Origin of the sequence: Paenibacillus sp. FSL F4-0100, assembly GCF_037993005.1 — a bacterium.
Classification (GTDB): Bacteria; Bacillota; Bacilli; order Paenibacillales; family Paenibacillaceae; genus Paenibacillus_AQ.
Window position 1 is genome coordinate 7,311,304 of the sequence record NZ_CP150303.1, and the last position, 26,859, is coordinate 7,338,162.

General features: G+C 53.0%; 24 protein-coding genes. 7 read left to right on the forward strand and 17 right to left on the reverse strand.

Going from position 1 to position 26,859, the window contains the following annotated elements; all coding sequences use genetic code 11:
* Positions 1-110: 110 nt before the first annotated feature.
* The gene (locus MHH48_RS33190; RefSeq protein ID WP_076323849.1) at positions 111-1,007 is read right to left on the reverse strand and encodes a LysR family transcriptional regulator; all 897 of its coding nucleotides are present in this window, start codon (positions 1,005-1,007) and stop codon (positions 111-113) included.
* A 158-nt stretch (positions 1,008-1,165) separates the two neighbouring features.
* On the opposite strand from MHH48_RS33190, the gene MHH48_RS33195 reads away from it, so the two are divergent.
* Together MHH48_RS33195 and MHH48_RS33200 are read left to right on the forward strand one after the other, a co-directional pair.
* The gene (locus MHH48_RS33195; protein ID WP_076323848.1) at positions 1,166-2,209 is read left to right on the forward strand and encodes a putative sulfate exporter family transporter; all 1,044 of its coding nucleotides are present in this window, start codon (positions 1,166-1,168) and stop codon (positions 2,207-2,209) included.
* A 507-nt stretch (positions 2,210-2,716) separates the two neighbouring features.
* Positions 2,717-4,186, forward strand: a complete 1,470-nt coding sequence (locus tag MHH48_RS33200; protein WP_076323847.1) for an alpha-amylase — start codon at positions 2,717-2,719, stop codon at positions 4,184-4,186.
* Positions 4,187-4,309: 123 nt separating this feature from the next.
* Here the strand turns inward: MHH48_RS33200 and MHH48_RS33205 are convergent, their stop codons facing one another.
* On the reverse strand, positions 4,310-5,209 hold the full coding sequence (locus MHH48_RS33205) for an ABC transporter permease subunit (RefSeq protein ID WP_076323846.1): 900 nt from the start codon (positions 5,207-5,209) through the stop codon (positions 4,310-4,312).
* Positions 5,210-5,227: 18 nt separating this feature from the next.
* Positions 5,228-6,136, reverse strand: coding sequence for an ABC transporter permease subunit (locus MHH48_RS33210; protein ID WP_076323845.1), 909 nt, complete (start codon positions 6,134-6,136; stop codon positions 5,228-5,230).
* A gap of 263 nt (positions 6,137-6,399) precedes the next feature.
* Between MHH48_RS33210 and MHH48_RS33215 the strand changes: the two genes are divergently transcribed.
* The gene (locus MHH48_RS33215; protein WP_076323844.1) at positions 6,400-6,876 is read left to right on the forward strand and encodes a glutathione peroxidase; all 477 of its coding nucleotides are present in this window, start codon (positions 6,400-6,402) and stop codon (positions 6,874-6,876) included.
* Between the two features lie 163 nt (positions 6,877-7,039).
* Here the strand turns inward: MHH48_RS33215 and MHH48_RS33220 are convergent, their stop codons facing one another.
* Positions 7,040-9,013, reverse strand: a complete 1,974-nt coding sequence (locus MHH48_RS33220) for a beta-L-arabinofuranosidase domain-containing protein (protein ID WP_076323843.1) — start codon at positions 9,011-9,013, stop codon at positions 7,040-7,042.
* A gap of 137 nt (positions 9,014-9,150) precedes the next feature.
* On the opposite strand from MHH48_RS33220, the gene MHH48_RS33225 reads away from it, so the two are divergent.
* Positions 9,151-9,975 (forward strand): AraC family transcriptional regulator, encoded by an 825-nt coding sequence (locus MHH48_RS33225; RefSeq protein ID WP_076323842.1) that lies wholly within the window; start codon positions 9,151-9,153, stop codon positions 9,973-9,975.
* A gap of 172 nt (positions 9,976-10,147) precedes the next feature.
* On the opposite strand, the gene MHH48_RS33230 is transcribed toward MHH48_RS33225, so the two are convergent.
* The 4 genes from MHH48_RS33230 to MHH48_RS33245 all read right to left on the reverse strand — a co-directional run bounded on the left by MHH48_RS33230 (position 10,148) and on the right by MHH48_RS33245 (position 12,405).
* A complete protein-coding gene (locus MHH48_RS33230) occupies positions 10,148-10,549 on the reverse strand; it encodes a VOC family protein (RefSeq protein ID WP_076323841.1) in 402 nt (133 codons plus the stop codon).
* Between the two features lie 28 nt (positions 10,550-10,577).
* Positions 10,578-11,075, reverse strand: coding sequence for an SRPBCC domain-containing protein (locus MHH48_RS33235; protein ID WP_076323840.1), 498 nt, complete (start codon positions 11,073-11,075; stop codon positions 10,578-10,580).
* 88 nt (positions 11,076-11,163) lie between these two features.
* Positions 11,164-11,508, reverse strand: coding sequence for a metalloregulator ArsR/SmtB family transcription factor (locus MHH48_RS33240; RefSeq protein ID WP_076324076.1), 345 nt, complete (start codon positions 11,506-11,508; stop codon positions 11,164-11,166).
* Positions 11,509-11,664: 156 nt separating this feature from the next.
* Positions 11,665-12,405 (reverse strand): HAD family hydrolase, encoded by a 741-nt coding sequence (locus tag MHH48_RS33245; RefSeq protein WP_076323839.1) that lies wholly within the window; start codon positions 12,403-12,405, stop codon positions 11,665-11,667.
* A gap of 205 nt (positions 12,406-12,610) precedes the next feature.
* Here MHH48_RS33245 and MHH48_RS33250 point away from each other — a divergent pair, with 205 nt between their 5' ends.
* Positions 12,611-13,495: a class I SAM-dependent methyltransferase gene (locus MHH48_RS33250; protein ID WP_076324075.1), complete on the forward strand. Its 885-nt coding sequence runs from the start codon at positions 12,611-12,613 to the stop codon at positions 13,493-13,495.
* Positions 13,496-13,595: 100 nt separating this feature from the next.
* On the opposite strand, the gene MHH48_RS33255 is transcribed toward MHH48_RS33250, so the two are convergent.
* From MHH48_RS33255 to MHH48_RS33265, 3 genes are all read right to left on the reverse strand, one after another.
* A complete protein-coding gene (locus MHH48_RS33255; protein ID WP_076323838.1) occupies positions 13,596-14,417 on the reverse strand; it encodes a carbohydrate ABC transporter permease in 822 nt (273 codons plus the stop codon).
* On the reverse strand, positions 14,414-15,337 hold the full coding sequence (locus MHH48_RS33260; protein WP_237566627.1) for a sugar ABC transporter permease: 924 nt from the start codon (positions 15,335-15,337) through the stop codon (positions 14,414-14,416). Before MHH48_RS33260 ends, MHH48_RS33255 begins: the two co-directional genes overlap by 4 nt.
* 77 nt (positions 15,338-15,414) lie before the next feature.
* Positions 15,415-16,719: an extracellular solute-binding protein gene (locus tag MHH48_RS33265; RefSeq protein WP_144023483.1), complete on the reverse strand. Its 1,305-nt coding sequence runs from the start codon at positions 16,717-16,719 to the stop codon at positions 15,415-15,417.
* Between the two features lie 194 nt (positions 16,720-16,913).
* Between MHH48_RS33265 and MHH48_RS33270 the strand changes: the two genes are divergently transcribed.
* Together MHH48_RS33270 and MHH48_RS33275 are read left to right on the forward strand one after the other, a co-directional pair.
* Positions 16,914-18,659 (forward strand): sensor histidine kinase, encoded by a 1,746-nt coding sequence (locus MHH48_RS33270; protein WP_179090661.1) that lies wholly within the window; start codon positions 16,914-16,916, stop codon positions 18,657-18,659.
* A complete protein-coding gene (locus MHH48_RS33275; protein ID WP_076323835.1) occupies positions 18,656-20,164 on the forward strand; it encodes a response regulator in 1,509 nt (502 codons plus the stop codon). The genes MHH48_RS33270 and MHH48_RS33275 overlap by 4 nt, the downstream gene beginning before the upstream one ends.
* Before the next feature lie 10 nt (positions 20,165-20,174).
* Here the strand turns inward: MHH48_RS33275 and MHH48_RS33280 are convergent, their stop codons facing one another.
* From MHH48_RS33280 to MHH48_RS33305, 6 genes are all read right to left on the reverse strand, one after another.
* Positions 20,175-20,372 (reverse strand): hypothetical protein, encoded by a 198-nt coding sequence (locus MHH48_RS33280; protein WP_076323834.1) that lies wholly within the window; start codon positions 20,370-20,372, stop codon positions 20,175-20,177.
* On the reverse strand, positions 20,344-21,882 hold the full coding sequence (locus MHH48_RS33285) for a cation acetate symporter (RefSeq protein ID WP_076323833.1): 1,539 nt from the start codon (positions 21,880-21,882) through the stop codon (positions 20,344-20,346). The genes MHH48_RS33280 and MHH48_RS33285 overlap by 29 nt, the downstream gene beginning before the upstream one ends.
* A gap of 140 nt (positions 21,883-22,022) precedes the next feature.
* Positions 22,023-23,534, reverse strand: a complete 1,512-nt coding sequence (locus tag MHH48_RS33290) for a cation acetate symporter (protein WP_076323832.1) — start codon at positions 23,532-23,534, stop codon at positions 22,023-22,025.
* Positions 23,535-23,540: 6 nt separating this feature from the next.
* The gene (locus MHH48_RS33295) at positions 23,541-23,840 is read right to left on the reverse strand and encodes a DUF485 domain-containing protein (protein WP_071218738.1); all 300 of its coding nucleotides are present in this window, start codon (positions 23,838-23,840) and stop codon (positions 23,541-23,543) included.
* Positions 23,841-24,027: 187 nt separating this feature from the next.
* Positions 24,028-24,825, reverse strand: coding sequence for a LytTR family DNA-binding domain-containing protein (locus tag MHH48_RS33300; protein WP_083659734.1), 798 nt, complete (start codon positions 24,823-24,825; stop codon positions 24,028-24,030).
* Entirely contained in the window at positions 24,812-26,578 is a 1,767-nt protein-coding gene (locus MHH48_RS33305; RefSeq protein ID WP_076323831.1) for a LytS/YhcK type 5TM receptor domain-containing protein, read from the reverse strand. The genes MHH48_RS33300 and MHH48_RS33305 overlap by 14 nt, the downstream gene beginning before the upstream one ends.
* Positions 26,579-26,859 lie beyond the last annotated feature (281 nt).

Genomic DNA, 26,859 nt, shown 5'->3' on the forward strand with positions numbered 1-26,859 from the left:
TAAGGATTTTAGTATCTATTTTTAACCATTTACGGCGTTTGTAATCATGCCCGAACAAAAAAACATCCCCTAAAACCGGGATGTTCTTGCACCGAGATCGTTCTCTTCCTTTAGACTCCCTTGGGGAAACCGCGTTTATGATGCAGAAGCTCGAGAAATACCTCAACCGCCTTGGTATGATAAGGTGTCTTCTGTGTAATCCATGAGAACTGCCGGGCCACCGGCTTGCCGTTCGGTAGCAGCATATGCAGCGTTCCGAGCTGAACCTCCTTGCGCACCGCCCATCGCGACAGCAGCGTGACGCCAAGGCCTGCCTCCACGGATTCCTTGATCAGCTGGGTGCTTCCAAACTCCACGATATGCTGAGGGTGAATATGATACCGTGAGAACATCCGCTCCGTTGCCGCGCGGGTGCCTGATCCAGCTTCTCTGACAATCCAGGTCTCATCCGCAAGTTCGGAGAGCGATATCTCTTGCAGATGGTCATACCGCCCGCCCCGGGGAACCATCACCACCATCTCATCCTCGGCAAAGGCCTCGATATGCAGCTTATCATCCTGATAATCCCCCTCCACGATGCCGATATCCGCCTCATGGCGCAGTATCATCTCCCCCACCTCCGTGGTGTTCCCGATCATAATCGATGGGCGGATCAAGGGATAATGTTCCCTCATATAAGCGATCAAATGCGGCAGTATATATTCCCCAAAGGTGTAACTGGAGCCAATGGACAAATTGCCGCTTGCCCGATGCATCAAATCGTCCACAAGCGTGTTCATGCGGGTGTACAGACCCAGAATATCCCTCGCATGGTGATACACGATCTCTCCGGCTTTCGTCAGCCGGACATATTTATTGGTTCGCTCCAGCAGCTTGGTGCCAACTGACCGCTCGAGCGATTGGATATATTGGCTTACCGCGGGCTGTGTCATCAGCAGTTCCTCGGCCGCACGGGTAAAATTCCCCTTCTCTACCACCGTAACGAATACCTCCAATGTTGGATCCACCTTTGGGCCTCCTTCGTTTGCAATATCCACAAATGGTTATGAGTTATATTATCATAACTTAACACTTATGATGATCATCATAATGATTTATTTTTCTTATCCAGTGGAATGAGATACGATGTGTTCAGACCAACCGAACGAATCGGAGGTTACATCTTATGACAGAGCCAGCTTATTCCAAATCACAAGAACACGTCCATCGCCTGGTTCGATGGACACAGCATACGCTGCCCGCAGCCGCAGGCGGCATTGCCTTTACCTTTGTCATCGCCCTCATCGGTTACGCATTAGCAAGCGTGCCAGGCCTTGGCTACCTTGGCCAGCTCGCATGGGCGATTCTCATCGCCGCGATATACCGGCAGTTGCGCGGTTACCCGGAGAGACTGCGCATTGGAATCCAATTCACGGCCAAGCGGCTGCTGCGTGTAGCGATCATACTATATGGCTTAAAGCTGAATATCGGCATCGTGTTCCAGCAAGGCCTTGGTTTAATGATGAGGGATGTCATCAGCGTTGTATTTGCCATTACGCTTACCCTGCTGATTGCCAAATGGCTGAAGGCCGATATGTCCCTGTCCCTCCTGCTCGGCATTGGAACCGGCGTATGCGGTGCGGCGGCTATTGCTGCCGTATCCCCGATTCTCAAGGCGAAGGAGAAGGACACCGCGCTTGGAGCAGGGCTTATCGCCTTTCTTGGAACCATCGTTGCTATCGGATATACCCTTGTCCAGCCGCTGCTTCCTTTAACAGACACTCAATACGGCGTGTGGTCTGGCGTAAGTCTTCATGAAATCGCCCATGTGGCACTGGCAGCTGCTCCGGCAGGTGAGGACGCCCTTGCGATTAGTCTGCTTGCCAAGCTGGGACGCGTATTTTTGCTTGTACCACTCAGTATCGCACTCATGGTCTGGATGAAGCGCACCGGGCGTTTACAGAGTCAAACACGGATGGAGTTTCCCTGGTTCCTGCTAGGCTTCATGGCAGCGAGTGTACTGGGAAGCTGGGAATTTACCGGACAACCGATCATTCCCCTGCCAATCAAGGATTGGATTTCTCAGGCAGCCTCCTTCATTCTTGCCATGGCCATGGTGGGACTTGGCCTGAATGTCCACTTGAAGGATATACGCGGTGCCTGGCGGCCGCTGCTGGCCATGTCCATCACCACCGTGCTGCTGATCCTGCTTACTTATGCCATGGCATAAGTAAGCGGAAGGCAGCCAGTGTGTAAGGAACGAACACCATCCCTAGCGTTGAACTTTTGCGCAGGGGATGGTGTTTTTTTCGTACATGATCAGCCTGGGGGGGCGTGTGTTGCCGCCGGTTTCGGGATCTTCCTCCCCTTGCTTCCTTATTACCGGAGCTTGTCCAGGCGGCATGGAGGTATCCGCTTTGATTTGCCTCTTCACACATTAGATGGATTTTCTTAGGCTATCAATCACTCCTTGATGAACACCCTCATGCCAAAGACTCCCTATGAACAAGTCTCCCAATGTGTACAGCTTACGATCCTTCCCCAAATCAAAAACCCGCGACGCAGATTCTCCGAGTCTCCCAAGGAACCCCCGTCTTTTTCTTTCCATTTTAGGGTAAAACTAAATGTAGGCGATCCGCCCATTTCGGGTGGACGGTTTAGCTCCCCAGCTTTCTTGGGTATTTGAGTTTAGTATGCAGTAAACATGCAGAGCTATCATGATAGAGGAGATGGATGTATGCAACGAAATCATACGATTATGCAATTCTTCGAATGGCATGTTGCTGCCGATGGCTCGCACTGGAACCGACTCAAGAACGCAGCCCCGGAGCTGAGCAAGGCAGGGATCGATGCGGTATGGATTCCTCCGGTGACGAAGGCATCGTCCGCTGTGGACAATGGTTATGGCGTATACGACTTGTATGATCTGGGAGAGTTCGACCAGAAGGGAACGGTTCCCACGAAGTATGGAACCAAACAGGAATTGATCGATGCCATCGCAGCCTGCCACAAGAACGGGATTGCCGTCTATGTGGATCTGGTCATGAACCATAAGGCGGGCGCAGATGAAACCGAGCGGTTTCGGGTTGTGCAGGTCGACGAGATGGATCGGACCAAGGATATATCCAAGCCATTCGAGATTGAAGGCTGGACCAAATTCACCTTCCCTGGCCGAGGGGATCAATACTCCTCGTTTCAATGGAATTTCACGCATTTTAACGGTACCGATTACGACGATATCAGCAAGCGTTCAGGCATTTACCGGATCGTCGGCGAGAATAAATCATGGAGCGATAACGTTGACAATGAATTCGGCAATTACGACTACCTGATGTTTGCCAACATTGATTACAGTCATCCGGATGTACGCAAGGAAATGGTGGCATGGGGCAAGTGGCTGGTAGATACGCTGCAATGCAGTGGTTTCCGGCTGGATGCGATCAAACATATTAACCATGACTTCATTAAAGAATTTGCCACCGCCATGAAGAAAAAGCGTGGAGATGATTTTTACATCGTGGGCGAGTTCTGGAATCCCGAGCTTCAAGACTGCCGAGACTTTCTGGATACGGTGGATTACAGGATCGATCTGTTTGACGTGTCTCTTCACTATAAACTCCAAGCGGCTTCCAAAGCCGGCCGTTCCTTTGACCTGCGGACGATCTTTGACGATACGCTTGTGCAATCGCACCCGATGAATGCTGTCACATTTGTGGACAACCACGACTCACAGCCGCAGGAATCGCTGGAATCCTGGGTGGAGGACTGGTTCAAGCAGAGCGCTTATGCGTTGATCCTGCTGCGAAAGGACGGTTATCCTTCCGTCTTCTATGGCGATTATTACGGAATCGGCGGCGAGAAGCCCATTCCCGGCAAAAGGGAGGCGATTGACCCGCTGCTCTATGCCAGAGCGAATCGGGCGTATGGCGAGCAGGATGATTATTTTGACCATCCGAATACGATAGGCTGGGTTCGCCGCGGCATCCAGGAAATCGAGTTCTCCGGCTGCGCGGTGGTCATTGCCAATGGCGAAGCCGGGGATAAGCGGATGTTTGTCGGCGAGCATCGAGCCGGAGAGGTATGGGTGGATCTGACCCGCACCCGGAAGGATCGCATAACGATCGGCAAGGATGGTTTCGCTCTTTTTCCGGTGAACGGCGGCAGTGTATCTGTCTGGGCTCATCCGGATGTTCCCGTAAAAGGGTAAGCAGCAGCATTTGAACAAAAAAAGACCGGAAGGATGGGTTTCGCCAGCACTCCTAATGTGTAGGAAAACACCTGGCGCAAGTCCTCATCCTTCCGGTTTTTCGCGTTAACGGCTACGTACCGATCAGCCTTTAACCTGATAACGACGGCGCAGGCCCTCGCCTAACAGGTTGAACGTGATGATTAGCAGCATCATCGCAAATGCGGGATAGACAACGAATTGGAACTTTCCTAACCATATATCCGCTCGATTCTTGGACAGAATCGTCGCCCAGTTATACCCGGTCTCCACAAATTCCATGACATAATAATTAACTTCCTTCCACTCATGACCAAGAAAGATGTTCACGATCGCAAGTTGACCAAGCAGCAGCATGACCTTTCCCATATCCAAACAGAAGTTGACGATCACCTCGGGGAACATGACCGGAATATAATAATTCTTGGTCAATGTCCTCGTGCGAAGTCCTAACGCGGTTCCGGCCTCCATGTAAGGCTCGCTTGCCATTTTGTGGGCCTGCTGCTGTATCGTTATCGCAACACGTCCTGCTTCAACGCTGGCCAGAATTAGAATGGCCCAGCCCATCCGCTGCTGGGAGAAGAGAAAGAACGGAAGCGCAAGCAGCAGGGCCGAGGCGAAGACCGGCGGCAAATAGGAGCACAGCTGGTTCCAGAAGGTAATGAACTGGTGGGTGAAGCCCTTCCTCTTGCGGGCAATCAATCCCAGGGGAACCCCTATCGCATATCGGACAGCCGTAATCGCGAGCACAAGCAGAATCGTATCCTTGGCGGTCACAACCAGCTTGCTCAGGTTATCGACCCCCCTCTTATCCGATCCCAGCCAGTTCTTCGAAGAAGGTTTATAAGGCGGAAGGGTCAGCTTCTGCTTCCCGTCCTTCATGACCCATCTGGAGGGTTCCTTCTTCAAATCCTTATCAATGAAGGGCATGTACGGTCCCGCCAGCATAACAAAGACAAAGAAAGCAAGCAGAATGCCGCCAATCCATAAAGGGAAATTCTTCAAGATGACTCACCTCGTTTCTTATCGTGGATCAAAGTACTTGCGTGCCGAATGACTGATCCATTGGACGATCATGAACAGCACCATGAAGGAAAAAGCGATATAAATAATGACACCTGGCTCATAATTGCCGCCTGTGCCGCTGAACGTATTGAAATCCAGTGCCTGAAACAATCTCCAAGCCGCTCCAGGATAGTTGCGGTAATATTCCACCACGAGCAGGTTCGACAAGATGAAGACCAGCAGACCCGGAAGATGGGTCAGGATAGTCGCGATGCCGTTGCGCAGCATATGTTTGTAGACGACCTTCCGGTCGCTCAGCCCTTTGGCTTTAGCCAGCAGTATGTATAACTTGCCTTCCTGTGCAAGCAGAGAAGCCGAAGTGATTCGGGCGATGAAGAAAATCGGGTAAATCGACACGAGCAGCGAAGGCAGCACGAAGGCCTCCCAGCCGTCAACCGCAAAATAACGGATAGCCGGTACATGCTTAACGAGCACCCACTGGGCGATCAGCATCAGAAAAAAATCCGGAATGGATTGGAACAGCCATGTGGTCCAGTGTCCCAGCACATTGAATTTGGTCTTGGACAATTTGTAGTCAAGGACTCCCTTCAGAATGCCGAACACGAATCCAATGATTAAAGCGGATACAATAACGAGCAGGCTTTTACCGACAGCTCCAAAAGCGGCGGCTTCCGAAGACTGGTCGATATACCGCGATTCTCCCAGCGTTCCGTTCTGAACGGCGGCTGCAAAATAATCTCGGATATACGTAACATACTCACCCAGATCAAAGGAATAATTCGTCACCCACAAATTGCTGTCCAGCGACAGATTCAAATCCCTCGGAACCAGGACAATGAGGACGATGAACATAAAAGCGAGCAGGCTGGTTACCGTCGTTTTGAGCATTTGTGTTTTTAATCTCATAAAGTCCTCCCACACATAGTTTCAGCAGTACCTCTTGTTTCATCTTCTTAAATACTTATTCTACTACTACCATATATCTCCTAAATTAGTCCAGATGAAAATACAAAATTTTACTCTCTATATTTCCGCATCATGTATTGCATTCCAGCTTTTGTCATGCATATAGCATATAATTGCCGCTGCCGTTTCTAGCAAATTGCAATCCATGGCGAAAGAATATACTCTGATTGTATATACATCTCATTGGAGGAGGTTCTACGGCGATGTCCATCTATGAATATGAAGTAAAAACGATACGCGGCGAGTCCCAAACGCTCAAATCTTATGAAGGCGACGTCATGCTCATTGTCAATACAGCGACCAAATGCGGCTTTGCCCCTCAATTCGACGGTCTGGAGAAGCTGCACCAAACCTACCGCGATCAAGGATTGGCCGTTCTCGGTTTCCCCAGCAGTCAGTTCATGAATCAAGAGCTGGAGGAGGACTCCGCGATCGAGGAGGCCTGCAAGCTCAATCATGGCGTCACCTTCCCGTTATTCTCCAAGATTGATGTGAATGGCACGAACGCTCATCCGCTCTACCGGCATTTGACGAGCGAAGCTCCCGGCGCATTGGGCATTAAAGCGATTAAATGGAACTTCACCAAGTTCCTTGTGGACCGCAGCGGCAGGGTGATCAAGCGCTTTGCGCCAACTGATACTCCGGAGAAAATAGAAGAGGATATCAAGAAGCTGTTATAATGCAGGCAGCCGATTCGGATAAAAAATGGGCTTGCCCGAGGTCCATCGACCTTGGGCAAGCCCTTCACGTCATGCGGTTCGGCATCATCAATGCTTTGCCATTGCATCCTCTGTATGCTGGTGTTCTGTCAGCTCCCTATCCGGAGAGCCAACGGTACGATCTTTATACTGTGTGCGGCAGCTCGCGCACCCAGACGGCCATTTCATTCTCGCCACGGTTGCCCCATAAATAGTATGGAATGGCCTTTAATGCCGCAGGAAGCCTCTTTTTCGGAGAGGAACGATACAGTTCATCGCCCCAATCATCAGACTCTTCAAGCCACCCATCCCCTTCAATGATAACGGCACCGCCGAGAAAATCCGGGTCGAATCGGGAATGAAGCTTCGGATCGCCTGCGAGCGACAGTGAGGATACCGGCGCTCCATGATCGACGCTCTCCAGGCAGTATACTAGCGGTCCCCGCTGAATCGCGGCCCTGCCGGTATTCTCCCGTATATTGGGATTAGCTCTTACTTGATGAATCTCCATGGAGAATGCCAGTTCCACCGTATCCCCCGGCGCCCACACTCTCTTCACGTAGGCATAGCCGTCTTCGGTAATATCCTCCACGATCACCTTTTGCCCGTTCACCCGCATAACGGCTTTGCCCTGCGACCAATTCGGAATGCGGAGAGCGACGGTCCACTCGACTGCCTGCTCAGGCTGAATCGTAAGCATAACATTCCCGTCCCACGGCAGCGCGCTGGTCTGGGTTACCTTCACCGGCACGTCCCCAAACCGGACCTCCGCTTCGCCGCCGATGTACAGATGGGTATACAGCGTGTCGTCATTCATCGTATACACATATTCACCCAGCGACGACAGCAATCTCGCCACGTTTGGCGGGCAGCAAGCGCAGGCGAACCATCCCGGCCGAACCGGCTTCACATGGAATTTGCCTGGATTATGGCGGCAGGCGGTAGGCCATACCTCAAGCGGATTCACATAGAAGAAATGCCGCCCGTCCTGAGCCATGCTGCCAATGACCGTGTTGAACAACGCACGCTCCATTACGTCCGCATACTCCGATTTGGGTGACAGCTGCAGCATGCGCTGGGCAAAAAAGATCAGCCCAATGGATGCGCAGGTCTCCGAGTATACGGTATCGTTCGGCAGATCATAGTCCGTGGTAAACGCCTCGCCATGATGAGTGGAGCCGATCCCCCCGGTAATGTACATCTGTTTGCGGACTATGTTATGCCACAGATTAACGCAAGCCTCAAGCAGAGCAGGGTCTTTCGTTCTGGCAGCTAAATCCGCCATCGCCGTGTACATGTAAACGGCACGAACCGAATGCCCAACCGCCTCCTTCTGTTCCCTGACCGGCAGGTGGCTCTGATGATAAGCCAAATGCGGCGGATGCAGTACCGAGGGGTAGAATGACTTCTTCCCGCGCTGTTCCCACTCCTGAAGGAAGAAATGGGGTTCAGTCCCGCGCTCATCTATGAAATACTGACTCAGACTCAAATATCTCGGTTCCTGAGTCACCTCGTACAATTTGACCAGTGCCAGCTCAATCTCCTGATGGCCGTCGAACCCATGGATTTTGCCATCCTCGGGTCCAAAAACGGTATCGATATAATCCGCCAAGCGGCACACCACATCCAGCAGCTTCCGCTTGCCTGTCGCCCGGTAATGCGCAACTCCAGCTTCAATCATATGGCCGGCGCAGTACAGCTCGTGGCAATCCGTCAGATTGGTCCATCGCTTCCCCGGCTCCTTCACCGTAAAGTACGTATTCAGATAACCATCCGGCTGCTGGGCATCGGCCACAAGATCGATCAGCTCATCCACCTGCTCCTCCAGCTTCGGATCCGGATGAATGGCAAGCGAATAAGCCGCAGCCTCAAGCCATTTGGCGACATCGCTGTCCTGAAACACCATGCCGCCGTATTCACCCTCCTCCCTGCCGGCAGCAATTCGAAAATTGGACACGCCATAACTCGGTTCCACACCCGGAATTCGATCATGGAGAGCTTCATATTGGTATGGGATCACCACTTCCCTTACCAGTTCTATGTAACGGGACCAGAAAGGATCCGTCAGTTTCACTTGCTTAAGGGGGACGGCGGCTGAACGCGAAGTAAGAGTAATCATCTTGGATATACACTCCTTTTGGAATTCATAAGATAAAGCCTCGACACTTCCCATTCTACGTTCTATGATAGGATGAAAACGATAACATAATCGACCTAATTTCTTATACGATTTCACACTTCCCTGGAGGTGTTACCATGACGGAACGGAGTGTTCTTTCCTTTCCTTCGCCGCCGCTCCCCTACTTCCTTGAATCAGGAAAAACACATTATATGCCGGGCGAGTCGCATCCCAACCGGAGAAACCTTGGCGTTTTCGATCTCATCCTGGTTCAACGCGGCTGCTTGTTCCTGGGCGAGGAGGATATGCAGTGGACGCTTGGCCCAGGGGACTCCGTTGTATTATTGCCGGATGCGTACCATTACGCCGTGCAGGGGTGCCAAGAGGAAACCTCCTTTTATTGGCTGCATTTTCAGTCCGCGGCATCAAGTGCAGCCGATGATGATTCGATCTCACACAACATAAAGCTGCCGAGGCATGGCCCTATCCCTTATCCGGAGCAAGCCTATCAACTGTTCGATTCCCTGCACCTGCTGGCAACGGAACCGAGGTCCACGGCATTTTGGCGGGAACAAACGCTGTTTATCCAGCTGCTGGAGCTGCTGTACCCGTCAAGATCGGATCAGGAGCAATCGCGGGTACGCAAAATAGCGGAGCAGGTAGAGTCCTATATCAAAATGCATTACCGTGAGCCCATCAGCAACGCACGTTTATCGTCCGACCTGCATTTCCACTACAATTATCTGACGCGCTGCATGAAAGAATCGCAAGGCGTGACGCCAACGGAATACCTGCTGCAATACCGCCTGGACCAGGCGAAGCGGCTGCTGTTAACCACCCAGTGGTCGATGGCGCGGATTGCGGAGCATGTGGGGTTTCAATACCCGCCTTATTTCTCCCGCCGCTTCTCCGCACGTTTCGGCCTATCGCCTTTGCAATTCCGAAAGCAGTATACGGAGTAAGACGCGAAGATGGGGCCAGCTTCGAGACACCCTACACTCTGCCATTCGGTTGGCAATGGAGATCGGCGGGGCCTTGATCGCAGAGCAACGAGTTGGCGATGCATTATCAGCAGCAAAAAGAGACGGACCCCTCTAGGGCCCGTCTCTAATGAATCTATTGCGTAACGCAACGTTACGCTTCATTCGGCAGATTAAGCTGCCATGATACGCCGAACTTGTCCGCGATCCAGCCGAATTTTTGGCTAAATCCATAGTTGTCCAGTGGCATCATCGCACCTCCGCCATCAATTAATGCCCCGTACACCTTCTCAATCTCCGCTTCCGACTCGCAAGTCAGATAGATGGAGAAGGAAGGTGTGAACGTAAAATCATGCTTCACATTGCTGTCAATGCACATGAACGTTTGCCCCTTCAACGAAAAGGCTGCATGCATAACGCTTCCCTCGGTTCCCGGCTGATTGGGGCCATAACGGGCAATGCTGGTTATTTCGGAATCCTCAATAATGGAAACGTAATGGTTCATGGCTTCTTCGGCATTACCTTGGAACATTAAAAACGGGGTAACACTCTTCATGGACAATACACTCTCCTTGTTCATCTGATTAGGATGGGTAGTTAATATTTCCTGTCTCGAGCAGCTGCTTCAAGCCCTCAAACATATAACCCCATCCATGTTCGGTTTGGGTATGATACTCCGTGAGCGCCTTCTCGATATCCTCTGCGGTCCAATCTTCCTCGTGAGGAACAACAATCTCTTGCGTGAATGTCATGTCACATCCTGCGTCCACGGCTTTGAACTCAACCGTTATTTGGTCCACGGTTTCGCTAAACTGGGGCATCCTGAAGGTAAGCACCAGCTTGTGAGGCCGGTCGATTACAAGATACTCCCCAATGGCCCGGTACTCCTTGCCTTCCCGAACGTCAACAATCTCCCAGGTTCCGCCCACCCGAGGATCATTACGGGCGATCTTGTTCGTCGTTTCCATCGTAAACAACCATTTGCGCATCATGTCGGGGTTTAACCAGGCATCAAACACTCGTTCCGGCGCTACCTCAAACAAGCGTTTCATGACCAGTGTAGTTGTAGAGGCTTTCTCCAATGTAAATCATCCTTCTCTTATTAAAAGTGGTATTCCGTCTGTTTCCCCTAGTTCTCATCGTTGTCCAGGATGTTCAGCCGTATTCCTGTTAATGCTCCTCCTTCTTCGCTTTGTTCAGCTCACGTTCCAATGCATCAAATTGCCGGGTCCAGAATCGTTCGTAGAATTGCAGCCATTCCATCGCCCTGGACATGACGCCCGAATTGAGACGACAGGTATGTGTCCGCCCCTGAATGGATCGATCCAGCAGGCCGGAGCGCTCCAGCACCTTAATATGCTTGGAGGCTGCCGCAAGCGACATGTCAAACGGCTCGGCCAGCTCGGATACGGTCCGCTCCTGCGCCGCGATCATACGCACCATCTCTCTTCGGGTCGGGTCAGCCAGTGCGTGGAAGATGTGATCCAGTTGTTCTTCGTTATTTTGTTCAACCATGTGGTTAACTATAATAGATGAATCCCACAAAGTCAACCAATTGGTTGAATATAGGGCAACAAAAAAAGCCAAGCCCTCCATTTAAAGGGTCTGGCCACGATAATTCTTTTACTCGATCCTGCCCCGACAGCACTTTACGCTCGCCACAGCATTTTTTTATCCGATAACCTCATCAAGCAGCCCCTCCAGCTCGCCATAACTCGTCACGGTATGCTGCGGTTGATGCTCCGATTCCGGCCCAACGCTCCGATGATTGAACCAAATCACATGCCAGCCCGCGGCCAGGGCGCCAACCACATCATTACGCCACGAATCGCCGATGTAATAAGAGCCCTCCGGCACCGTTCCGGTCAGCCGATTCACATGGTGGAAGATCCGCGGATCGGGCTTGTCCCAGCCCACGGCTCCGGATACGAACAGACGCTCCTCCGGTATGAGGTCACCCAGCTGCATAGCTGCGATTTTATTCATCTGGTGTTCCGCCGGACCATTGGTAATCAAGCCAACGACATGCCCAGCATCCGCCAATTTCTTAAGAAGCTCCCGGGCGCCTTCAAACATCGTGATGTTATACTGTCGGTCCAGGTAGGTCTGCTGTATCGCCTCAGCCTCCTCGAGGGTCAGCTGTATGCCGAATTCGGCCAACGCGTATTGAAAACGACGCCTGCGCATATCCTCAACCGCTTCCCCATAAGCTGCCGTGCCAGCCCCTCCGAGCTCTACGGACAGCTTATCGCTGTAATAGCGCATCCGGTGATAGGCGGCTTCATAAGGAAACGCACCATCAGGCCGGGCAACCTCCTGAACGGCATCGCGAAAAGGCGCCAGATGGTCATACAATGTATCATCCACATCGAAGAAGATCCCCTTCGGTGATATTGGTGTCTTCATACGCATCCCTCTTCCTCATTCGATCTCTCTATTGTACCCGCATCGGCACTCCCCGGGTCAAGCCTATCTGTTAATAAGTTCCTTTCCTATGATATGATGGCAGTAAAGCGGCAGAAAACGGCAATGGCAGCCTTCGTCCGTACTCTCAGAAGCCAGGAAAGCGCCAATTGCAATGCCCGATTCATGTACCCGGATAAGGAGATGAATAATGATGACCAAGGATATGACCGAAGTGTGGAGTAAGGATTTCGTTCCCGAGGGGAACCGTGCCAGCAACGTGGACCGTTTTACCGGCTTTGAGGATACCTACGACCAGCATCGCCCCGAAGCTCCCGAGGAGGTTGTCGCCCTGCTGACAGGATATTTGGAACGCAAGCCCTCCCTCGTCGTCGACTTGGGATGCGGCACGGGACTGTCCTCGTTTGCATGGAGAGACGCGGCGGACCAAGTCATCGGCGTTGAGCCGAATGATGATATGCGGGGTAAAGCCATCGCCAAACTGCAATCACTGCAGCAAGAGGCCGACGCCAGCCACGATGTTCAGCTTGCCGACATCAAGTTCGTCTCCGGCTATTCAAACCAATTGGCGCTTCCGGATCAGTCCGCGGACATCATCACCTGTTCCCAATCCTTTCACTGGATGGACCCGGCCAGCACGTTGAAGGAAGTCTCCCGCGTTCTGCGCGAGGAAGGGATATTCGTGGTATATGATTGCGATTGGCCGCCGAGCCTGACCTGGAAGGTCGAGCAATCCTACCATGAGCTGATCGAATGGGCAGAGGACATCATCGACCGCCATGTGGAGGCACAGGAGAAGGCCTATAAAGGGAATAAGAACGAGCATCTGAAGCATATCCGGGAGAGCGGAGTGTTCCGGTTCTCCAAAGAGATCGTATTCCATCATATGGAGCCGTTCACCGCCGAACGATATACCGGCCTTGCCGTCAGTCAAGGCGGTATCCAGACCGTGCTCAAGCTGAAACCAACCGAATTGAACGATAAAATTGCACAGTTCCATGCGCTGGTCGAGGAGCACTTCCAAGGGCGGACACTTCCCGTGATGCTCAGCTACCGCATGCGGCTTGGCATTAAATAAAGAGAGCAAAAAGGGGCAGCCCAAGGGTCTATTGACCCTGGAGCTGCCCCTTAATCGTTAACCATAAGTATAGAAAAATCGCGCATTTCCCACCACCCGCTCAACCCTTCACGGCACCTGCCGAAATTCCATCAACGAAATATTTCTGCAAGAAGATATATACCAGAATGCTTGGAATGGCAGCCAGCAGCGAGCCTGACGCAATCCAGCCGATCTGCGCGCTGTTCTCTCCGAAGAAGCTGGATAACGCAACCGTGATCGTTCTCGAATCCGGCTCCTGCAGGAAGAAGAGCGAGAACTGGTAGTCATTCCAGATCGAGTTCGCATTCATGATGAGAATCGTAGCCGTTACAGGCTTCAGCAGCGGGAAAATGATCCGGAAGAACAGCCCGGTCCGCGTTGCCCCGTCGATCATGGCGGCCTCATCGAGTTCCCGCGGAATCGTTCCGATAAAGCTGGTATAGAGGAAAATCGCCATCGACAGCTGAAACGTCACATGCAGTAGCACGATCCCCAGATACGTATTCATAAATCCGATATCCACGAACAGTTTATACAGCGGCACCAGAATCGTAAGCGGAGGAACGATCAGCGCGCTGACAAATATACCATAGACCCATTTATTGAGCTTCGACTGATAGCGCGCCAGAGGAAAAGCGGCAAGCGAGCCAAAAGCCAGAATGAGCACGACCGATAATATCGTGATGACACCGGTATTGAGAAACGCCTGGCCCAGCTGGGCATTCTGCCAGGCGCTCACGAAGTTGTCGGTAAACCAGTACCCCGGAAACAGCCACTTCGAGCTCATGTCCCGCATATCCTTGAAAGAAACGGTCAGCAGAATGTAAAAAGGGATGATGTGCACCATCGCCACGGCAAAACCGATGATCGTATAAATCCACGTACGCTTTCGATGCTTCATTGGGACAGCTCCTTTCGACGTAAGAAGTACAGAGCTGTCAGACTGATGACGGTAATGAGCAGGAACATCAGATTGCCGAGCGCGGCCGCGAGCCCCGCATCCTGACGGGCAAAATAAAGCTCATACATCATGGTGGATAGGGAAGCCGAGGCATACCCCGGTCCGCCGTTTGTCAGCGCTTTAATGACATCAAACAGCTTTAATCCCCCAATCAGATTCAGGATGATGCTGGTGGTGAGGGCCGGTGCAAGCAGCGGGAACGTAATCCGGAAGAACCGGTTTTTTGCCGTGGCTCCGTCGATTTCAGCCGCTTCGTAATAATCCTTCGGAATGCCCTGCAGCCCTGAGAGAAAGATCATCATCGCGATCCCAAGGTACTGATAGGTGTTAACGACCATAATGATCCACACGTTAATGTTCGGCTCGGCGAGCAGATTGACCGGTGATCCGGTAAACAGCATGAGGATGTCATTGATGGCCCCGCCATTATACTGGAGCAGGAAATACCATATATAACCCATGATGATCGGGCTGACAATCGCAGGAATATAGACGATAACTCTGACGAAGGTCCGGCCTTTGCCGTACTTGTTCAACAACAGCGCATACACGAGGCCCAATATATTCTGAAAAAGCGTACTGCCGACGCCGTAAATAAGCGTGTTCAGAATAACGGTGTGGATTCGGCTATCCGTCAGCATTCTATGGTAGTTATCAAGTCCAATGTAATTCATCGCCTGAGAGAACCCGTTCCAATCGGTAAAGGAAATGAGCAATCCGCGGAAAAAAGGATAAAAAATAAATACGATAAACAGCAGCAATGCGGGAACGTACATCCAGTTCAGCATAAAATTCGAATGGGTAAACCGCTTGGTGCCCCGGACCGGAGCGGCTTCACTTCTAGCCATGCCTGTCTTCACTCTCGCTCACACTCCTCTTTGCCAAGTGATAAGGCGCGCATAAGCGCAGCTTGCCTGCACTTCGCGCGCCTTCATGTTTATTCCTTGGACAACCGTTCCACCTCAACCTTCATGGTCTCGCTGAACTGCTCCGGCGTCACCCGGCCGGCCAGGAGCTCGGTGCCCGTCTTGCAGAGCACGTCCCACATGCCGTTCGGCAGGTAGACACGATCAAAATAAGGGAAGACGCGAATATCGGCGTATTGTTCATAGTAAGCGGTCAGTTCATGGTTCGTCTGCACATCCTTGAGCCCGGGAGGGTTCTTCGACACGTTGGAGAGCTTGGCCATATTCTCCGGCTTGGCAAAATACTGCAGCAGCTTCTTGGCTTCATCCGGATGCTTGGAATCCTTCCACAACGCAAGCGTATTGCGCTCCCCACCGGCGAATGTCGGCGTATCGCCTTCGATCATGGAAGGCACCGGCATAATACCGATATTTATGTTCGGATCGATTTTATGGACGTCATCCATGAATGCAGGCCCTACCAGCACGAACGTTGCTTTGCCTGCGGCAAAGGCTGCCGGAAGGTCACTTCGCTTCGCCGTCAGAACGTCTTCGTTCATAAGGCCCCGTTCCTTCAGATCGACCAAGCTTTGAGCCAGCGGCGTGAAGCCGGACCAGTCGAACGTCCCGTTCAAGAGAGCCTCGGCTTGATTATTCGGAGCCGTAATGAGAAGCGGGCTCGCAAAATTGTCCAGGTACTGCCCGATCATCGAATCGTCGATGCCCGAGAGATAGAAGGGTCTCGTCTTGCCTCCACTTTCTTCCTTGATCTTTTCGCCGGCCGCAATTAACTCCTCGAACGTGCTTGGCACCTCGATGCCGTATTCCTTCAGCATATCGGCATTGTACAGGAGTCCGTCCTTCGCTTCGGTCAGTACCAGCGCGTATAACTTGCCATCCTCATCCGTCACCACGTCACGAATCGTGTCGGTGAGATTGGCGGCCCACGGTTCATCCCTCAGATCCGCCAAGTACTCTCCATAACGAAGTTTGGCCCAGCCATGCGTATCAAAAATGTCAGGCAGGTCGTTGGCGGCCATTTTGACCTTCATGGTGTTCTCATAGCCCGTGCTGTCAAACTGCAGGTTGACGCTGATGTCGGGATTCTCCTTGGTGAAGCCGTCCACGATCCCGCGATACACCTCGGTAAGCGACTCATCGGCGACGTTGACCATCATCGACAGCGCGACTTTCGCTTCACCGGAGCCAATTTTGCCGGAGCCGCTGCCGCCGTTGTTCGTGCCTGCGCCTGTTTCTATTGCGTCCGGCCGCGAGGAGCACGCCGTGATCAAGCACAGCAAGGCGACAGCCATGATCCAACATGCACGTTTTTTCATCAATACCCACCTCATTCGAAAATGTATAGTGTAACAATCCTTGCATCATTAAGGTTAGCATACATAATAGCGCTTACATATGATCCAAAACTACGATGTAAGCGCTATTTTATCTGTATTGTCGCCCCGTCCAGGTTCCAGTACAATAGAACCAACATGCTTATTCGAGACTTAGCGAAATGGAGGCTGCTCCCGTGAAGAACCGCACCTTGTCCATGCGCTCCAAGCTTATCATCCTCTTTTCCGTGACCATACTGGTCCCTGTCCTTATCATCGCTTACGTGATGCCTTCCTATTATACAAAGCTGATTACGTCGGAAACGGAGAAGCTGACCGAGTCGTCCCTTGTCGGGCTGACCAGCAACATCCAATATTATCTGGATGAGCTCGAACGGGTGACATCCATCCCCTATAACTACGACGAAGTCATGTATGCCCTGAAACTCAGATCCTCCGGCCTGTACCCGAAATCGGATCAATATACCCAATATAAGGCGGATTACGCCCTGTACAACACACTGCCAACCGTGCTCGAAAATATGCACAAGGAGATTCTAGGTACCCTGCTGCTGCCATTCGACGGCTCCGTATTCTACAAAGATAGCCGCTCCACCCTCTACACCGCCCGTACCGATTACGACTACACGGGCCAGGATTGGTACATCGATGCGGTCAAGGCAGGCGGTAAAGCCACCTTCGTGAAAGTCCATGATCAGGATTATGTGAAGATGGACGGTCTCCAATCGGTCTTCTCCGTCGCCAGGCTCATTCGCGACATGGATACACGCAAACCGATTGCGGTCATCATGTCGGATGCCGATACCGTCGTCATCGACCGCATTGTGCGCCAATTGATTACAAACGACTCGGTCGTTGTCATCACAGACAAGAATGGGCAGCTGGTCTATGCAAGCCAACAAATTCCCGAGGAAACCTTGAGCCAGCTCTCGGCAAGCGAGGTCAGATATCATAATCAGACGTACGTTAAAGTGTCGAAGACGATTGAATCCAGCTCGTGGATGGTGACCTCCCTGATCCCTCAAAGCCGATTTACGGAGAAGGTGCAGTGGATGCATAACGTCGGCATGATCTTTGCCGGCGGCGGTATGATCCTTACGCTGTTTCTGTTTCTTGCCTACTCCCGCAAGCTGCTCACTCCGTTTAGGGAGATGATCGGCGTGATGCGTCACGTGCAGCGCGGCGATATGTCCAAGCGGGTCGATATTCACGGCAAGGACGAGGTCGCGGAGCTGGGCGGCGCGCTGAACCGCATGATCGTCAGGCTGGACGAGATGGTCATCAGCGAATATCGTGCCAAACTCAAGCAGCAGGACGCGGAAATGCAGGCTCTGCAGGCACAGATTAACCCCCATTTCCTGTACAACACGTTGAATGGGTTTATCGGCCTGAACCGCAAAGGCGAGCAGCAGAAGCTCGACCGGGCCATCCGCTCGCTCAGCGGGCTGCTGCGCGACATCCTGTCGGCCGATATGTCGATCACGCTGGAAGCGGAATTCAACATTATCCGCAAATATGCGGAGCTGCAGTCCATGCGCTTTGGAGACCGGCTGAACTTCTCCTTCTCGCTGGAGCCCTCGCTGGCTTCGCTGCGAATTCCCAAGTTGCTGCTGCAGCCGCTGGTCGAGAACTCCGTTGTACATGGCGCCGAGCCATGCGCCCACCCGTGCCATGTCGAGATCAACGCCTACACGCGGATTGCAGACAGGAGGGCCCATGCCGTCATCCTTATCAAGGATAACGGCACCGGATTTAACCCTAAGAAGCTTGAACACAGCGATCGCGTCGGACTCCGCAATGCACAGGAACGGCTTGCGCTCATTCGAGACGGTCAGGCTTCACTTCATATCCAAAGTCAGCCTGACCAGGGAACAACCATTACGATCACGATGGAACTGGAAGAGGAGGGGATTGCGCGATGAAGATTATCGTAGCGGATGATGAAATGCTGGCAAGAGAGACGCTGATCCTGATTCTGGAGGACATTCGGCCCGGTCTGGACGTGACAGAGGCCAAGAACGGCCTGGAGCTGGTACAGCAGGCGTCAGAGCTGAGGCCCGACATCATATTCGTCGATATCCGGATGCCTGGCAAGAGCGGACTTGAAGCGATGGAAGATGCACTCCCTCATACCCCCTATGCACAGTGGATCATTATGACCGGTTTTGCGGAATTTGACTATGCCCGTCAAGCCCTGAAGCTGGGTGCTCTGGATTACCTCCTGAAACCAATCGAGCCCTCCGATGTGGAGCGAATCGTGCAGCGTGCTGCCGCCCGGATCGGGCAGGACACAAAATCGCTCAGCCGAGAGTTTGAATCGGTGGTCACATCGCTATGGCATAACCCGATCATGCAGACCGGACCGGAACACGAGACTGCCGAACTGGAAGGCCAATGGACGGGCATGCTGCTCTATGAGACGCAGCCCGTCCATGGTAATGACGCTCGATCCGAACAAGCCGGACTTCTGCCGCAAGCTGCACGCCAGGTCATCGCCGACCACGGCTCCAAGGAGCTGCTTCTGGCCCTAATCGGACTGGAGCAAGGCGAATATGCCCTGATTGGAAAAGCGCTCACTTCCCCAGCGGAAGCAAACTTGCGACGCTTACCCAAGCTGCTTCACGACATGCTGAACAGCCGTTCTCCTGAACATCCCCGGAGCCGTCCGGCAGCCGTGCTGGAATCGGGAACCTATGATTCGTTCGAACCGCTGCGGAATGAAATGCTGGAGATGCGTTCCCTTTCCTACCTGCGTAGCGTCGCAGACGATGGGAAGCCCCTGCTTCTCGCCGATATGCGGCGGCTGGCAAAAGATCCGGTGACCGCCCGGTTTGGCACAACTGCGGTCCAGCTCGTTAGAGCATATGCCGAGGGAGATTATACCGCCTTTATGACCTGCGGTGATAAACTTAGGATGCTGTGGGCCGATGAACGGGAAGCCGCGCGTAAACTTCAATCCAGACTGCTGGCTTTTCTGGCAGGCAGCCTGACCAAGGAAACGCCGACACCGATGTTTGAGGGGTTTGATCCATGGTTAGAACAGCTTTATGAAGAAACAGGGACCCGGCTGCTCCGCAAAAAATCCGAGGGTGACCCCACAGCCAAAGAATGGTTTGAAGAGGTCGTCCTTTATTTGGAGGCGCATTTTTGCGGTGATATTACCGTTTCCGCCGTGGCCGAGCGGTTCGAGGTTTCACCAAACCACCTCAGCACCCTTTTTCATAAACGAATGGGGGTAACCTTTAGCCAATACGTAACCCGGCTGCGGATGATGAAAGCGAAGGAACTCCTGTCTATCCCCGGCATGAAGGTCAATGAGGCAGCAGAGCAAGTCGGATATTACAGCACCCGGCATTTTACCAATCTGTTCAGGGAATATGTCGGTTGTTATCCCTCTGAGTTTGGCAAGCTGCTGAAACCTAAATGATAAAGCTTCACTATTTTCTCCACATCAGCCCGCACAGCAATTCGAACAGATCCAGCACATGGCGCGGATTTTTGCCAGTCAGCTGCTTGATCTGGTTTAAGCGGTAGTTCAGGGGACAATTACACAATCCTGCTTCACTGTTATCCCCTGCCTCTCCTTCATCATTTTTATGTGCTCTGTCATCCCGGCTCGCGGGTACGAATCTCATTAGGGGCCACATGGGCAATGGCCTGCATCGTCTCGAATTGGCCGCTTGAGCCGACTTTACCGGATAGCAGAGTACCGAGGATGCCGCCCGCGAAACCAATCGGAATGGACACGATGCCCGGATGCTTGAGCGGGAAGATCGCTTCCGCCCGGATCCAGCCGGCCCCGGGATCCATCACGTTAGGCCCCACGGCCATGAGCAGCAAGGAGGATACCAATCCGGCCGCAATGCTCGACATGGCCCCATACGTATTAAATCTCCGCCAAAATAGCGTGAACAGCAGCACCGGCAGATTAGCCGAGGCCGCTACCGCGAACGCAAACGAAACGAGGAATGCCACGTTCAGCTTCTGCGCGCCGAGGGCGAGCACAATCGAAGCGGTGCCAACCACGATGGCCGAAAGCTTAGCCACTCTCATCTGCTGTGCCTCGGTCGCCCGTCCTCTGCGGAAAATGATGCTGTAGACGTCATGAGCAAATGCGGAAGATGCCGTCAGCACAAGCCCCGAGATCACGGCCAATATGGTTGCGAAGGCAACAGCCGATACAAAGGCCATTAAGAATTCGCCACCCAATGCGCTTGCGAGCAGCGGCGCCGCCAGCTCAACCCGCTCTGACAAAACGGACCAATCGACGAAGGCAGCCGCCCCAAAACCAAGAAATATGGTCATGGCATAAAAGATGCCGATCGTAAACGTTGCCGTTTTTACCGAAGAACGGACCGTACGCGGGTCTCTTACCGTGTAGAAACGCGCAATAATATGCGGAAGTCCCGCTGTCCCTAACACCAGCGCCATATTAAACGACAGCATGTCTAGCGGGTGGTCGAACATGTTACCCGCCATCAGAAACCGCTCCTGCAATGGGGTCGCCCGCTTCATGGATTCGAATAAGCCGAGCAGATCCCAATCGAACCTTGCCAGTACGATGAGACTCACGATAAAGGTGCTGCTGACCAGCAAAATAGACTTGACGATCTGCACCCAGGAAGTTGCGAGCATGCCGCCGAACGTGACGTAGACGGTCATTAAGCCTCCGACCAACACGATGGCAAGCGACGTTTCCAGCCCGAACAGCAAATGGACGAGCCACCCGGCACCAACGAGCTGGGCAATCATGTAGAAGACGGTGATCATCATGTTGTTGACGGCGATACATCCGCGCAGCCGTTTCTCGCTGAACCGCACCGCCACTGCATCCGCCATCGTGTACCTTCCCAGGTTATGAAGCGGCTCGGCGATGATGTACTGCACGATCACATAGGAGGCGAGGAAGCCGATCGAATAGAAAAAGCCGTCGAAGCCGTACACAGCAATGGAGCCCGCGATGCCAAGGAAGGACGCCGCGCTCATATAGTCACCGGAAATGGCCAAGCCGTTTTGCAGCCCGCTCAGGCGATTGCCCGCTGCATAGAAATCATTCGTGCTTGTTGTCCGCTTGGCGGCATAATACGTAATCATTAACGTGCCGACCACAATCGCCAGAAAAAAAACGATGCCGGATATGTTCATTTGCATGCCTCCTTCCGCTTCAGCCTCAAAGTCCTGTCCTGTTATTCCTTTATTTTACGATAAAATGACAAAAAAAGGGCGATCCCCTGTGCTGCTAAGCAGCTGGATACACCCTTTTTGGTCAATGAATTGAATCCGGATTACGCGCCCGTATTGGCCTTGACCAGCACTTCGGCATACTTCGCTTCATCCTTGGAAGAGGATAGCAGCGTCCCGATATAAGCTGCCACGAAGCCAAGCGGAATGGAGATAATGCCCGGGTTGCTCATCGGGAAGATCGGATCGCCAATCAAAATCGCTTTGCCGGCCGGATCCCATATATTCGGACTAAGCGCCACAAGAATCACCGTGCTGATCAATCCTGTCAGCATCCCGGTAACCGCGCCTGTCGTATTAAACCTCTTCCAGAACACCGTGAACAGGATGACCGGCAAATTCGCGCTGGCCGCAACGGCGAAAGCTAGCGAGACAAGGAATGCCACGTTCATCTTCTGAGCGAACAATGCGAGCAGAATGGAGACAATGGATACGCCAATCGATGCATACCGTGCCATCTTCAGCTGCTCCTTCTCCGACGATTCGCCGCGGCGCACGATTTGGCCGTAGAAATCATGGGCGAAAGCCGATGCGGCGGATAGCACAAGCCCCGTCACCACCGCGAGGATCGTCGCGAACGCAACCGCCGAGATGAGCGCGAAGAGGAAGTCGCCACCAATCGCTTTGGCCAGGAGCGGCGCAGCCATGTTGCCCGCTTTATCGACCGCGGTAATATCCGCCGCGCCTACGAAAGCGGCAGCCCCGAAACCGAGAAAGATCGTCATGACATAGAAGATGCCGATAATCCAGGTAGCGTATACCACGGAGCTGCGTGCCGTCTTAGCATCCTTAACGGTAAAGAAACGGGTCAAAATATGCGGCAGACCTGCCGTGCCCAGTACTAGGGCAAGGTTGAGCGACAGCGTCTCCAGCGGGATTTTGTATTTATTCCCCGGGTTCAGGAATGCCTCCTGCAGCGGGGTGGCCGTCTTCATATGGTGGAACATCTGGGTCAGGCTGAAATCGAATTTGGCGAATACGATCAGCGAGATGATGAACGTGCCGGCCATGAGCAGTATAGCTTTCGAGATTTGAACCCAGCTCGTGGCGTGCATGCCGCCGAAGACAACATAGATGGTCATGAGCACGCCGACAATCAGCACGGACGTAACATAGTCCAGTCCCAGCAAAAGCTTAATCAGCGCGCCTGCTCCAACCAGTTGTGCGATCATGTAGAAGATGGAGATGGAAATCGTGTTCAGCGCTGCAACGCCGCGCACTTTCTTGTCGGAGAAACGAGCGGCAATCATATCCGCCACCGTATACTTCCCGAGATTCCGAAGCGGCTCGGCAACAAGGTACAGCACCACCAGGTAAGCCACGAGAAAACCGATGCTATAGAAGAAGCCGTCAAAGCCAACTAACGCGATCGAGCCTGCGATGCCAAGGAAGGAGGCAGCAGACATATAGTCGCCGGCAATGGCTGTCCCATTCTGCCAGCCCTTGAGACCTCCGCCTGCCGTATAGAAGTCGCTGGTGTTGGTTGTTTTCTTGGCAGCGTAATACGTTATGATCAGCGTGAGAAATACAATTCCGCAAAACAACGCGATAGCCATAGTCGATTACGCCCCCATATCCTTTTTAATATCGTCTACCATACGGTCAAACTGGGCCGCCTTGCGGGAGTACAGGATGCACAAGACCCATGTCATGATGAACTGCGCGAATGCAAATACCCATGCCCACGTGATCGGGCCAATCGCCGGGTGGTTCAACACGTCGGTGTACGAAGTAAGAATCGGCAGTGCAAAGTAAAACAGAAGAAAAAAGACGGTCATCGGAATAATGAACCGTTTCTTGCGGGAGAGCAGCGTTTTGAATTTTTCAGAATGCCATACTTCGGTATAGCTTTTTTCTTCCATTGCCTTTCCCTCCATTAACGATCAAGGATTCTATTGCGTCTCCCATATATGAAAGCGCTTTAGAATGATTATATACAGGAGGATTGTCTGCGACCACAGCTCCTGCGCGAAACGTCCGATAGGGTGCGCGAAAAGGCGGATATGCCGCCTGAACCGGGAGACAACCACCGTCCTCACGCGCTTCTCCCTACGCCTCTCTAAGCAACCGGAACAAATCCCGGGCGGCTTCCCGCGACAAGGGAATCATCGTCCGCTGCTCATCCTTTAGCACAATATTGTAAGCACCGTTCTGCCAAGGGGACAGCTCCGCAATCCGGTTCACGTTAACCAGGTAACTGCGATGAGGACGAAAGAACGAGTAACCCGCCAGCTTCTCCTCCAGCTCCTGCAACGTGCTTTTGCTCGTAATCCGCTGGCCTTCCGCCGTCCATATGCGGATGACCCGCTCCTCGCGCACCGCGTATAGTATCGCCTCGGGATCGACGAGCACATGCTTGTCCCCATCATCGAATAGCAGCTTGCCACGCATACTGCGGGCAGCAGCCTCAGTGGATGGATACGGAGCTATCTGGGGGGCGACATCATAAGCTTCCTGCTTTGGGGAGACTTGCCCTTCATGAACCCTGCTGCGAATTCGCTGCAGGGTTTCCTTTAATCGCATATGGCTGTAAGGCTTCAGCAGATAATCAATCGCATTCAGACCAAACGCCTCGACAGCATACTCGTCATAGGCTGTCGTAAAGACAATCAAGGGCGAGATCGGGGAGGCCTTCAGCATCCGCGCAGCCTGCAATCCTTCCAGCTCCGGCATATGAACGTCGAGAAAGACGACATCCGGCTGCCGTAAGGGAACCAGCTCGAGCAGCTCCCGGCCGTTCGTGGCATAAGGAAGCAGCTCGATATCAGGCTCCTGTTCCAACAGGTAAGCCAGCTCCTCCCTTGCCAATCGTTCGTCTTCCGCTATCATCGTTTTAATTCGCTTCACGGTACCGGCTCCCTTCCGATAGACTGCAGGGGATGCTGAAGGATATGCTGCATCCGCCCTCTGCAAGATTCTCTACGATGAGTCTGGCTTCCTTGCCAAACATGCTGATTAAACGCTGGTTGATATTGTAAATTCCGTTCCCCGTACCCTCGCTGCCGATGATCGGTTGTTCGCCGAGGCTGTCCAGCACCTCAGGGGAGATACCTGCCCCGTTGTCCCGCAGCTGTACAACCGCCATATCGCCCGCCCGCTTTAGGGTCAACTGGATGATGCCCCCGCTCGCTTTATCGCGCAAGCCGTGCTTAATGCTGTTCTCCACCAGCATTTGCAGCGTTGCAGGCGGAATCATAAGCTCGCCCAGCACCGGATCCAGCTGGCATTCAAACGTGAACTGATCCTCAAACCGGATTTGAATAATGTCCAAATAGGCATTCAACAGCTCCATTTCCTCACGAATGGTCGTTCTGCGGGAGGCCATGACCTTGACGTTCAAGCGCATGAACGCCCCCAGCTGCATCGTGGCATGTCTTGCCAGCAGCGGATCACTCCGGATCAACGAATGGATCGCATTGAGCGTATTGAACAGAAAATGCGGATTGATCTGCGCCTGCAGAAGCTTAAGCTCCGCCTCTTTCATTAAATGGCTTATCTTCTCGTGGGCCGTGGCCCCGAGCTGGTAAGAAATCAGCTGTCCAAGCCCTTGAGCCATGACCAGCTCAACGCGCCGAATATCCTGCGGTCGCTTGAAATAGAAATGAATGACGCCTACAATCTCGTGACCCTCGATCATCGGGACAAGAATGGCGGCGCCGAGCGCCGAATGACGGGGCTGAATATCTTCCGCGTTCTCTATGATCCGAAGCTCGCCGGTCGCAATGACATTCTTGGTCAAGTCGGATGTGATCTCTTCTCCGGGATCAATGGTACGGCTGGCGGCACCGGCATGGGCCAGGAACCGCTCCGTATCCGTAATGGCGACTGCCGTTGTTTTCAGCTCGCGCAGCAGCAAGGTGGCCACGGCCTGTGCCGTACGGTACGTCAAGCCCTGCTTCAGATGCGGCAGCGCCGCTTCCGCGATATGGAATGCCTTCTCCGTCTCGTAAGCGGCTGCCCGCTCTTCCTCGGTGAGCGCAACCCGCAGCATCGTCGTGAAGATCGCAATGGAAATGCTGTTGGTCAGCACCATCGGGAGACCGATCAGGTTGACCAGCTCAACCGCGCGGTCCGGCTCATCTGAACAGATCAAAATAACCCCCATGTGCAAGATCGGGGCGAACATCCCCACGAATAACGCTTTTGCCGGCGAGATAACCCGCTCCTGCGAGAAGAATCGGGCCACGCCCCCGGCCAGGGCACCCGTAAGCGGTACGGCGATAGCTCCTGCCAGCCCCGTGTAGCCCCCGATATACAGCAGATGGGCTCCCGCCAAAAGCCCGCCCCCGATGCCAACGCGGGGCCCGCCGATCAGCCCGCCAATGACAACGCCAACCAGAGCGGAATGGGCCAGGGCCTGCTCCTCCGTCAGCTGCATCAGCCAGAAGGAGGAGCTCGACTCGCCATTCTCCACCACAACGCCTGCATACACCCCGAGGATACCGAAGAGGCCAAACAGACAGGAATAGATGAACATTCGCGTGCCAGACATCTCTTTGCGGTCCAGCAATTGGCGGAACAACGGAATTCTCGTCAGTATAAACGTCAGGATGAGCAGCATGCCCATCCGTTCGAACAGATGCAGCGTCAACTCCTGCATGGACATCCCTCTTCTTTGGTAGACTAGGAATCTTCAAATGTCGTCAGTAGACGATATCGATAGATAGGATAGATGTGAATGCGGTTTCATTTCATGCAGTAAAGATTATATAGTACAGCGAGGATTTGGACAATAAAAAGGAATAACATGAAACTTATGTAAAAATATTCACGCAGGGGACATACCCTTCAGTGCACTCAAAAAAACCGTATCCCCCGCAGTTAAGCGAAAGATACGGACAGTAAGCAGCTGCAAGGCCAAAATATCCGAACTTGTTCCTC